The organism is Enterococcus sp. C50, assembly GCF_040887505.1.
Taxonomy (GTDB): Bacteria; Bacillota; Bacilli; order Lactobacillales; family Enterococcaceae; genus Enterococcus_B; species Enterococcus_B thailandicus.
In genome coordinates this window covers 1-11,016 of the sequence record NZ_JBFOFW010000015.1, presented here as the reverse complement: position 1 = coordinate 11,016, position 11,016 = coordinate 1, and the positions used below count along the sequence as shown (strand labels likewise).

The window sequence follows — 11,016 nt, the reverse complement described above, 5'->3', positions numbered from 1 at the left end:
TGGTATTATTCCGGCATAGCTCAGTTGGTAGTAGCGCATGACTGTTAATCATGATGTCGTAGGTTCGAGTCCTACTGCCGGAGTACTAAAAAGAAGGAAGAAATCTTAACGATTTCTTCCTTCTTTTTTTGTTGTGTCAGTCGATGAGGCAAGTGTCTCGCTATATTTATTAATATGTGTTAGCATTTTTTTGGAAGAATAAAGGAGGTTTTAAATAATGTATTTAAAAATTTCTACTGAAGCACAAGAACGATTACAAAAATATTTAGATGAAGAAGCAACTGTAATTCTTGATCTAGATGATGGCGTAGGTGTGTATTCTAAAATGGGTGTCTGCTCATTAGACACTAGCTTTCGTCTATTGATTTTAGACAAAACACAAAAAAGAGAAGAATATCAATTAGTTTTGGATAGTGATGTCGGCGAGCTTTATGTGAAAGACTACTCCAAAATGTACATGGATGAAGCGATGACTTTGTCACTTGATACACGACTAGGTGTATTCCAATTATCGAGTCCTAGTGGTATGTTAGACAGCCATGTTCAATTAGTGGATCTTCGCCCTAACAAAATTGTCTAATGCAACTCTTCAATTAAATAAGAAAAACGCTCTAATGTATAAATTTTTGATACATTAGAGCGTTTTTTTAGTTAAACAAACCACTGTCAATAAGAATATAGATTCCTAAGCCAATAAAGATGACTGGTATAATAAATACTTGATGCCGATGAAGTTCCTCCTGTATAAAGGAAAGATTGGCTAATTTGAAACTGAAATAACACCAGATAGCAATCATAATTATAAATATAAGAACAGTTATAATTAAATCAATGACAGAATACCTACTAAATAGGGGGACGTAAATTCCAATATTATTTGAGCCATTGCCAAGAGTTAAAAGAGTAACATTTAAAAAATGTGGTCGTAAGCCACTTGTTAATAGAGTTTCATCTGTGAGATCTGCTTTGTTAGCTGAGGAGTCTTTCTCGATCGAAACAGTTCTTTTTTTATTTTTCACAAAATCAAGCCAAGACTTAATTCCTAGAAAAATTGGAATGATGCCTAGCAAACCTAAATACTCCGTTTGAATTCGATTCAAACTGTGAGATGCCAAAATACTAAATAGAACTAAGAGCCCTACTCCTAAATATTGTCCAAGAACAATATCTTTTTTTGATAAATTTTTTCCAACTTGAGAAAATAAAATGGTTAATATAAAAATGTCATCAATGTTGGTGCTGATAAAAGAAATCAAACTAGTAGTAAGTGTTGTAAGCATTGAAATCCCTCCTCACATTTAAGGATAAATAAAATAATCTTATACTTAATTATAACGTTTTATTTAGTTAGTGTGTTAGTGAGAGAGTGGTCACTATAAAATCAGACGATGGTTTAATCGTTGCAAGAAGTTTTGAGTGAGGAGAGTTAAAAAAAAAGAACAGTTCCAGGCTAAAAATTTAGTCACGAGTGTTGTACACCTTATTTTAGTTAAATAAGTCTAAGCAGTTCTTGAATCCTAATTCAATGAGCATTGGTTAAGAGAGCTGGAAAATAAATAATCAAAAAAAGACATCAGAATGGGTGTTTTTATAACACATTCTGACGCCTTTAAGGAAGCCACTTGACGGGCTCGAACCGTCGACCCCCACCTTACCATGGTGGTGCTCTACCAGCTGAGCTAAAGCGGCATGAATATTTTTACAACTAATAGAATAGCGAAAATATTGAAATTTGTCAATCCTATTTATAGTGAAAAGTGAACATAATGGATTGGAAATAAGTGAGTTAGAGAATTATTTTGTATGGTATTTTATGAATGAGAAAGTAGTTTACCGCATTTGAAAATAACGGAAAGAGCAATGACCTTTTTCTAGCAAAAAAACCTTAAAAAAAACAAAAAAAGTATTGCACGTGATGGAATAAATTGCTATTATATTTATGTACTTGATTCCGGCATAGCTCAGTTGGTAGTAGCGCATGACTGTTAATCATGATGTCGTAGGTTCGAGTCCTACTGCCGGAGTAAGAATAAAAACACAACTTTTTGGAGTTGTGTTTTTTTGTTTTCCATTTGAATAGTTGTTCTCCTTGGGAAAGTCTATTTAGCAGATTGAAATTAGTAGAGTAGAAGAGTAGAATGATGGTTGTATCATGGATTTGGAAAGGATGATTGGATGTCAGCTATTACACCTGAGATGACAAAAAAATTTGAGGAACAATTTTTAGAAAACAATAAACAACAGGCGCTACAGCGTACCGTTGTGAAAAACGGAATTTCTGCATCAGCAGAGAATATTTCTGCTCATGTTGCAAATACACCCGTATTTTCAATTGATTTAGCAACAGGGAATGTCGCAAATCAAAAACAATCTGGACGCTGCTGGATGTTTGCAGCATTGAATACGTTCCGTCATAAAATGCTTACTCAATTTCAATTAAAAGATTTTGAATTATCACAGAATTATACTTTTTTCTGGGATAAGTATGAAAAAGCAAATTATTTCTATGAAAATGTTATTGCAACTGGTAAAGAGGATTTAACAAGCCGTAAAGTAGCCTTCTTGTTAGCAACACCACAACAAGATGGTGGCCAATGGGATATGATTGTTTCTTTATTCCAAAAATATGGAGTAGTTCCTAAATCTGTTATGCCAGAAAGTGCAAATAGTTCTAATTCTCGCGACTTAAATAATTATTTAAACAAAATTTTACGTAAAGATGCAGTTACTTTGCGCAAAATGGTTGCTGAAGGATTACCTGAAGCAGAAATTCAAGCTAAAAAAGAAGGAATGCTTAAAGAAGTGTATCAATTTTTGGCTATTTCATTAGGCACACCACCAGAATCTTTTGATTTTGAATACCGTGATGAAGACAAAAATTACCATATCGACCAAAATCTAACACCAAAAACGTTTTACGATAAGTATGTTGGTGTGAATTTGGACGACTATGTTAGCATCATTAATGCGCCAACTGAAGACAAGCCTTTTGATCGCTCATATACAGTTGAAATGTTAGGCAATGTCGTTGGTGGAAAAGAAGTTAAATATCTAAATGTTGATATGGAAACATTTAAAAAATTAGCGATTGCACAATTGGAACAAGGAGAATCTGTTTGGTTTGGCTGCGATGTAGGTCAATCTTCAACTAGAGATAGTGGAATCATGGCGCTAGACGCGTATGATATGAATGATTTATTTGATGTTGATTTTACAATGACTAAAGCTGAACGTTTAGATTTTGGTGAAAGCTTGATGACCCATGCAATGGTCTTAACGGGTGTTGATCTAGTGGACGATCAATCAACTAAATGGAAAGTTGAAAATAGTTGGGGAGAAAAAGTTGGAACAAAAGGTTTCTTTGTAATGAGTGATGAATGGATGGATGAGTATACTTATCAAATCGTTGTTCGAAAAGACTTATTAACTGAAGAACAACTTGCGGCATTTAACGCAGAACCAATTGTTTTAGCACCTTGGGATCCAATGGGCGCTTTAGCTTAATCGAAATAGTATGGGCTGTATGGCCTAAATAGTTGATTATTCGAAAGAAATCCAGTTTAGACAAATCATTGACTTGATTTGCTCTGAACTGGTTTTTTTAGTTTTGTTCTTCAATCGAGGAACAATGTTTTTTTAATCAGCTATGCTATAATTTTTAATAACAGAAAGGTTAAATAAGTGCTGTGGGTAATTGAGAAATGAAAGGGCTGAGTTATTTACATTAGGGGGGGAATAAGATGGAAATTCAATCGGTGCTAAAAGAATTAAATCTGACTGGTAAAGTTGTACCAGTTGTTGGTGGGGATGTCAATCAGGCATATCGAATCGAAGACCAAACGAGAACTTATTTTTTAAAGATTCACCCAAAAGTCAAACGTCGTTTTTTTGAAGTCGAAGTGAATGGTTTGAAAGAATTGTCACCTTATGTCAGAGTTCCTGAAACCTATTTATTAGGCGAAACAATCGAAGGAGCTTACTTGCTAATGGAATGGATTGAGCCTGGAAGTGGGGATCAAGCAGACTTAGGACGTGCCTTGGCAACAGTACATCAAGCAACGGCACCACAATTTGGTTTTTATGAAGATAATTATTTAGGTATTTTGGAACAAACGAATACTTTTGAAGAAAATTGGTGGACCTTTTTCTTTAAGAATCGACTAGAAAAGCAACTCATGATTGCAGAAGCGAATAATCATTGGAATCACTGGCGACAAGAAAAATTTTTTCGATTCAAAGAAGCTTTTTTACGAGATGTCGGGAAACAAAAGATTATCCCGAGCCTCTTGCATGGTGACCTGTGGAGTGGTAATGTTTTCTTTGACCAACAAGGACATCCAGTGTTGATTGACCCAGCTGTTTCATATGGTAATCGCGAGCAAGATATAGCCATGAGTCAGTTATTTGGCGGTTTTCGCCCTGAATTTTTAGTAGGCTATCAAGAACTAAATCCGCTGGATAAAGGCTGGGAAGAACGTTTACCTGTCTATCAGTTATATTATTTACTTGCTCACTTGAATATGTTTGGCGAAAGTTATGGTGCGCAAGTTGATCAATTATTAGCTAGGAAGTAAGAGGAGGATAATTTTTTGGCAAAGAAATATTCCAGAAAACATGAAGTAGCATATTACGAATGTGATATTAATCAAACGATGACTTTTCCAGCAATGCTAGGAATCGTGATTAAAACATCAGAGGATCAAAGTGATTCGCTGGGGAGAAGTAGTGACTTTATCAAAAATTTTGGGTTAACATGGGTGATAACTAATTATTCGATGGAAATTACACGACTTCCACGAGTGGGTGAAATCGTCAATGTGACAACCCAAGCAATGGAGTATAATAAATATTTTTGCTATCGAAACTTCTGGATTCATGATGAAGCAGGAAATGAATTAGTAAAGATTGATTCTGTGTTTGTTTTGATGGACTTTGTGAATCGAAAAATGAGTAGTGTGAATGAAGAAATCATCGCACCTTTTGAAAGTGAAAAAATCAAAAAAATTAAAAGACAACCTAAAATCGAGAAAATTGAAGCAGGTTTTATGTTGCCTTATCGCGTTCGATTTTATGACATTGATAGCAATCAGCATGTGAATAATGCAATGTATTTTAACTGGATGATTGATGTTTTGGGCCGTGAGTTCTTAACAACGCATGTACCAAAAAGTGTCGTGATTCGCTTTGATAAAGAGGTTGAGTATGGTCACGAAATCGAAAGTCATTTTGAACAAATTCCTGTGGAAAATGGTGTTAAAACTAGACATGAAATTCGAATGCAGGATCAAATTTACTGTGAAGCGAATATCATGTGGGAGCATAAATAATTAAAGAGAGGCTGGAATAGCTGTACATTTGGTACATTCCAACCTCTTTTTGTTTTGATTTCTTTAGTTATGAATAAATGTAACTAGTTCTTTCGCAGAAAGACCATAGTTGAGCGCAATTAACAATTTTAGTCGTGCTTTTTGACTATTGATGCTATCGCAGAAAATCACACCCATGTCTTCCAGTTCTTTACCGCCACCAGAATAATCATAGACTGGTTCAGCAATTCCATTAAAGCATCTTGAAACAAGAACTATTGGAATTTTTTGAATAAGTAGTTTTTTTAATGCAGCAAGTGTTTGTGGTGGAAGATTTCCTGCACCGAGGGCTTCAATAACTAAGCCATCTACTTTAGTGTGAGCTAGTGCTTCAATCAATTCTCCGTGCATTCCTGCATAGGCTTTTACAATTGGAATGACACCATCCACTGTTGCAATATCTAAGTGACGAGTAGGCAAGAGTTCTTGCATAAAAAGAATTCGATTTTTAGTAACTAAACCAATGGGACCTAAAGTTGGTGTTCGGAAAGTAGCTACGTTTGTGGTGTGTGTTTTCGTTACGTAACGTGCGGAATGAATCTCATCATTCATCACAATCAGGACACCTTTATCTTTTGCTTCAGCACAACTAGCTACTCGAATCGCACTTTCAAAATTATATAAGCCGTCACTACCAAGTTCATTACTAGAGCGCATCGCCCCTGTTAAGACAATCGGAAGTTGCTCGCCAATCGTTGTATCTAAAAAGAAAGCTGTTTCTTCTAATGTATCTGTACCATGTGTAATAACGACACCTGATACGCCAGCTTTGATCGCTTCTTGAATTCGATTCTTCAAAATCAGCATATGATTTGGCATGATATGTGGGGAGGGAAGATTAAAGATATCTTCAACTAATAGCTCCACATTTTCGGGAATTTGGATTTCTGCATCCATTAATGGATTGGCAACATCTGGACTGACGCCACCGGTTAAAACATTTTCTTTCATGGCGATTGTTCCGCCAGTGTGTAGTACAAGAATTTTTTTCATTCGACGACTTCCTTACCAATAATTTTGCATAGAGTTTCATGCTTATTGTATACTATATAAAAGAGTTTTGCTATCTATGAAAACAAGTGAGATTTGGTTGATTCTGTTGATAAAAAGACAAATAAAAGTCTATGCTTATGGAAGTATTTAGATAACTCAGCTTATTTTCCACTATCTTAGCGGAGAATGCAGTTGAGTTTTTCATTTTTAGAAAGCTCTTTGCTAAAACAAATTAGGAGGGAAGTAGATGATTCGTGTAGGTCTGACCTCATTTAAAGAACATGATAAATTAACCGGTAAAAAAAATAATACCTTGTTTGAATATGGCGCATTTTTACCGCTTGTTGAATTAGATACCGCTTATTATGGAATTCCCAGGAAAACATCTGTTGAAAAATGGATTCAAGAAGTTCCTGATTCTTTTCGTTTTGTTGTGAAAGCCTATCAAGGTATTAGTGGTCAGGGAAATTGGCAAGACTATTATCAGTCTGAGAAAGAAATGATTGATAAGTTTTTAGATGTGATGAAGCCGATGAGTGATGCTGGTAAGTTATTTTGCTTTTTGATTCAATTTCCTGCTTCGTTTAAATGTACAAAAGAAAGTGTCGCATATTTACGCAAATTACATGCTTGGTTTAAGGGCTTACCTGTCGCAATTGAATTACGTGACTATTCTTGGTACAGCGAAAACTATTTAGAAAGAACACATGATTTTATGCGTCGTGCGCAGTTTTCATTAGCAATTATTGATGAGCCGCAATTATTGAATGCAACGGTTCCTCGAGATTTGTTTATCACGAATGAGGCCTTCACTTTATTTCGTTTTCACGGTCGAAATGTGCAAGGCTGGCAAGCAAATGATGCAGATTGGCGCAAGAAACGAACACTTTACCGTTATTCGGAAGAAGAACTAGAAGAATTAGCGCAAGAAATCATCGCTTTACAAGACGAAACGCAAGAAATCGGAATTATTTTCAATAATAATTCTGGCGGAGATGCTGCTGAAAATGCGTTGGCATTACAACGTATTTTGGGGCTTAAGCCAGAGGGACTGAATCCAACCCAGATTGACTTATTCTAAGAAGGAGTCGGAGACATATGATTAAAGCAATCTTTTTTGATATCGATGGCACACTGGTTAATAGTCATTCAAAAGTGCTTGCGTCAACAAAAAAAGCAATCCAGGAAGCCCAAAAACAAGGAATCTTATGTGGGGTAGCTACAGGGCGAAGTCCTATACGATTAGAGGAAATGTTAGACGGGCTAGATCTTGATATGTATGTGGTCTACAATGGTCAACTTGTTTTTACAGCAGAAGAGACACTGGTTAGTCAGCCTTTTACACCAGCTGTTTTACAAAAAATCGTTGTATTTTCAGATGAAAATCATCGACAAATTTTATTTGGCGGAAGAGATCGTTTAGAAGGATCGTCTACAATGCTTCTTGCCCAGTCAACAAATATCAAACGTTTAGTTGCGTTATTACCAAAAAAATTTCCGGTCCGTTTATTAAAAAAAATGTTGCAACTTTTTAGTCCACACCGACAAAAAGAAAGGTATGAAACTTTGCCCATTCTGAAAGAGCCAGTTTATCAATGTATTTTGTTGAGCGCAGAGTCGGAACAACAAAAATTAAGTAAAACTTTCCCAGAGTGTACGTTTCAACGTTCGAATACCTATACCGTTGACATGATTCCTAAAGGGGGGTCCAAATTGTTAGGAATTCAGGCATTTGCCAAAGCAAAAGGCATTGAAATGTCCGAAATCATGGCGTTTGGCGATCATTTTAATGATGTAGAGATGTTGAAAGGTGTTGGTATTGGTGTCGCGATGGAAAATGGGCAGCCGAGCGTAAAAGCAGCCGCAGATTATATCACGAAAACAAACGACCAAGCCGGGATATTTGCAGCATTTCAACACTTTGGAATCGGAACATCAAAATAAACCAATTAAGGATTAATGGAAGGGAATAAACAAGATGTCAGACAAGACGCCTTTTGAGCAAGTGGAAGAATTTCATGCAGTATTTGATCCAAGAAAACCAGAGCAGCCCACTGCATTTTCAGAAAAAGAAGCGATTTATCGTGCTGGATTCAAAGCAGAAGAATTAGTCGAGCTGATTGCTGCAACGACTAATGGGCAAAAAGATCAGCTTCATCAGGCTGTCCAACAACTTCATGAAGCAATCGATCAAGCAGAACAAAAGATGCTAACCAAAGAACACTGGGGGCAACAGCCACTCGTTGAACAAGTTGATGCACTAACAGATATCTTGTACTTTACTTACGGATCATTTTCACTTTTAGGCGTTGATCCAACGAACATTTTTGATATTGTGCATCAAGCAAATATGGGAAAACTCTTTCCAGATCAACAACCACATTATCATCCTGTGACCAATAAAGTATTGAAACCTGAAAATTGGGAAAAAGACTACGCGCCTGAGCCACGAATTAAACAAGAAATTGCGAATCAAATTGCTCAAGCACAACAAAAAATCACAGAAAAAGAGTAATTGCTCCTTGATTAAATTCAAGTCTGAATGTAAATTAAATAACCAAAATTTCGTTATGTTTTGCTTAGATAAAAATGAAAGATTTTTTTCTAAGTTAGTGAATGCTCGAAAAGAGTGTGCTATAATCTAAGATAGATGTCTTTTTACACGAAAGATTACTATTGGTTTTTATGCGTGAAAGAATGTTATTTCGTGCGTAAAGAGATGCACATTGAAAACGGAGGAACCTTAAATGGGAAGTAATGTTATCATCGGAATCGTCACTGCAATTATTATTGTAGCCATCGTCGTTTTTCTGGTTGGTTATTTGCTAAAGAAAAAAAATCAAGACCGGTTGAATGCTTTGGAAAAACGCAAGGAAGAATTATTCGACTTGCCTGTGATAGAAGAAGTTGATGATGTAAAGAAGATGCATCTGGTTGGGCAAAGCCAAAATACTTTTCGTGAATGGAGTCAAAAATGGAACGACATATCTACCTCTTCATTTGCTGAGTTAGAAAGCCAAATTTTTGAAGTTGAGAACCTCAATGAAAGTTTTCGATTTTTAAAAGGCAAGAAAGCTGTCCTAGTTGCTGAAGCTACTATGGATAAAATGGAAAAAGAAGTTACTGAGATCCGTGATGGTTTAAAAGAATTGCGCGAAACAGAAGAACGTAACTCTTTAGCTGTCCAACAAGCTTTGGATGTCTATGAAGAATTGAAGAAAAAAGTCAATGAGGACGAAAACGAGTACGGTCCGGCAATCGCTGAGTTACGCAAACAAATTAAGACGATTGAAGATGAATTTACTAAATTTGTAACGTTAAATACCTCAGGTGATCCTGTCGAAGCCCGTGAAGTTTTGGATAATGCTGAAAAGCGTACGTATGAAGTTGAAGCTTGGATGAAAAAAGTACCACCTTTATTCGAAGACTTGAATACAACTTTCCCAGAACAAATCGAAGAGATCAACGACACTTATACAAAGCTTTTGAAGGAAGAATATGTTTTCCCAGAGGAAGATTTTGCGAACGATATTGAGCGTGTGAACAAACGAATTGAAAGTTCACTTGCGAATCTCGAAAAAACAGAAGTTGAAACGGTTGAAATCGAAAATCGTGAAACAGCTGATTTGATCGATTCGTTATACGATGTATTAGAAAGAGAAATGGAAGCCAAAGCATATGTGATGAAAAATCAAGCAACGATTGACGAGTATATCACACATGCAACAAAAAACAATCGTCAATTACTGATTGAATTGGATCATACTTCTCAAAGCTATGCACTAAATCATAACGAGATTGGTCGAGTACGTGGTTTCCAATCTGAAGTGGAAGAAATCGAGCGCCAAAATACACAGATGACACCACAAATTGAGAAACATGAGATTCCTTATTCTGAAGTACGGACTTTTTACAAGAATGTCTTCAAAGTCTTGGAAGATATCGAAACTCAGCAAATTGAAATCGATGACTCATTACATGAATTACGAAAAGGTGAAAAGATTGCGCAAGAAAAAATCGATGTGTTTGAATTTAAATTGCGTAGTCTAAAACGTTTTGTTGAAAAACAACGTTTGCCAGGCTTACCAAAAGACTATCTAGAGTTCTTCTACGTAGCAACTGACCGAATTGAAGAATTAAGTGTTGTTTTGAATAAAATCAGAATCAACATGGAAGAAGTCAATCGCTTAGTTGATCTTTGCGAAGAAGATTTGGAACTACTGGATAAGAAAACGCATGACTTAGTAGATGCTGCTGCATTGACTGAACAAATGTTGCAATATGCAAATCGTTATCGTCATACTCATGCAGAAATCAAAGAAGCAATTGATAAAAGTTTTTATTTATTTAATAAAGAAAATCAATATCAAGAAGCTTTGGATGAAATCGGCACAGCATTAGAACGTGTGGAACCAGGTGCATTTAAGCGAATTGAAGATTTTTACTTCAATAATCCTGACTTAGTTTAGTTAGCCAACGCTTAGTTTGCATAATCAACAATAAATAAAGAAAAGAAAGTGGGAAACTGATCCTACTTTCTTTTTTTGTCTGTTTAATGGAAGAAAGTAAGCTGTGGAAAATTTTTTTGGAGAGGTAGTGTTTTGTCAGTTGTTTGCTATCTTTTCGGAGCTGAACGTTTTGCGCCACAACCTTTTTC

General features: G+C 35.9%; 10 protein-coding genes and 3 tRNA genes. 10 read left to right on the top strand and 3 right to left on the bottom strand.

The window, feature by feature from the left end:
- The first annotated feature begins 9 nt into the window (after positions 1–9).
- A tRNA-Asn gene (locus AB3I20_RS12620) sits at positions 10–83 on the top strand.
- Between the two features lie 134 nt (positions 84–217).
- On the top strand, positions 218–580 hold the full coding sequence (locus tag AB3I20_RS12615; RefSeq protein WP_270346550.1) for an iron-sulfur cluster biosynthesis family protein: 363 nt from the start codon (positions 218–220) through the stop codon (positions 578–580).
- Between the two features lie 67 nt (positions 581–647).
- Here the strand turns inward: AB3I20_RS12615 and AB3I20_RS12610 are convergent, their stop codons facing one another.
- Both AB3I20_RS12610 and AB3I20_RS12605 read right to left on the bottom strand, forming a co-directional pair.
- Positions 648–1,280, bottom strand: a complete 633-nt coding sequence (locus AB3I20_RS12610; protein ID WP_071869444.1) for a cadmium resistance transporter — start codon at positions 1,278–1,280, stop codon at positions 648–650.
- Between the two features lie 336 nt (positions 1,281–1,616).
- Positions 1,617–1,689, bottom strand: a tRNA-Thr gene (locus tag AB3I20_RS12605).
- A gap of 261 nt (positions 1,690–1,950) precedes the next feature.
- On the opposite strand from AB3I20_RS12605, the gene AB3I20_RS12600 reads away from it, so the two are divergent.
- The 4 genes from AB3I20_RS12600 to AB3I20_RS12585 all read left to right on the top strand — a co-directional run bounded on the left by AB3I20_RS12600 (position 1,951) and on the right by AB3I20_RS12585 (position 5,327).
- Positions 1,951–2,024, top strand: a tRNA-Asn gene (locus AB3I20_RS12600).
- A gap of 151 nt (positions 2,025–2,175) precedes the next feature.
- Positions 2,176–3,504, top strand: coding sequence for an aminopeptidase C (locus AB3I20_RS12595; RefSeq protein WP_067481320.1), 1,329 nt, complete (start codon positions 2,176–2,178; stop codon positions 3,502–3,504).
- Between the two features lie 236 nt (positions 3,505–3,740).
- Positions 3,741–4,574 carry a fructosamine kinase family protein gene (locus tag AB3I20_RS12590; protein WP_071869408.1) on the top strand — a complete coding sequence of 278 codons (834 nt, stop codon included), beginning with the start codon at positions 3,741–3,743 and terminating at the stop codon, positions 4,572–4,574.
- A gap of 15 nt (positions 4,575–4,589) precedes the next feature.
- Complete coding sequence (locus AB3I20_RS12585; RefSeq protein WP_067480208.1) at positions 4,590–5,327, top strand: acyl-ACP thioesterase domain-containing protein; 738 nt, start codon at positions 4,590–4,592, stop codon at positions 5,325–5,327.
- A gap of 63 nt (positions 5,328–5,390) precedes the next feature.
- On the opposite strand, the gene AB3I20_RS12580 is transcribed toward AB3I20_RS12585, so the two are convergent.
- Positions 5,391–6,359 carry an asparaginase gene (locus AB3I20_RS12580; protein ID WP_071869409.1) on the bottom strand — a complete coding sequence of 323 codons (969 nt, stop codon included), beginning with the start codon at positions 6,357–6,359 and terminating at the stop codon, positions 5,391–5,393.
- A gap of 247 nt (positions 6,360–6,606) precedes the next feature.
- Here AB3I20_RS12580 and AB3I20_RS12575 point away from each other — a divergent pair, with 247 nt between their 5' ends.
- The 4 genes from AB3I20_RS12575 (at position 6,607) to AB3I20_RS12560 (ending at position 10,828) form a co-directional block, all read left to right on the top strand.
- The gene (locus AB3I20_RS12575; RefSeq protein ID WP_071869410.1) at positions 6,607–7,440 is read left to right on the top strand and encodes a DUF72 domain-containing protein; all 834 of its coding nucleotides are present in this window, start codon (positions 6,607–6,609) and stop codon (positions 7,438–7,440) included.
- Between the two features lie 17 nt (positions 7,441–7,457).
- Positions 7,458–8,303, top strand: a complete 846-nt coding sequence (locus tag AB3I20_RS12570; RefSeq protein ID WP_067480214.1) for a Cof-type HAD-IIB family hydrolase — start codon at positions 7,458–7,460, stop codon at positions 8,301–8,303.
- Between the two features lie 34 nt (positions 8,304–8,337).
- The gene (locus AB3I20_RS12565) at positions 8,338–8,874 is read left to right on the top strand and encodes an HAD family hydrolase (protein WP_067480217.1); all 537 of its coding nucleotides are present in this window, start codon (positions 8,338–8,340) and stop codon (positions 8,872–8,874) included.
- Between the two features lie 232 nt (positions 8,875–9,106).
- The gene (locus AB3I20_RS12560) at positions 9,107–10,828 is read left to right on the top strand and encodes a septation ring formation regulator EzrA (protein WP_075491913.1); all 1,722 of its coding nucleotides are present in this window, start codon (positions 9,107–9,109) and stop codon (positions 10,826–10,828) included.
- Positions 10,829–11,016 lie beyond the last annotated feature (188 nt).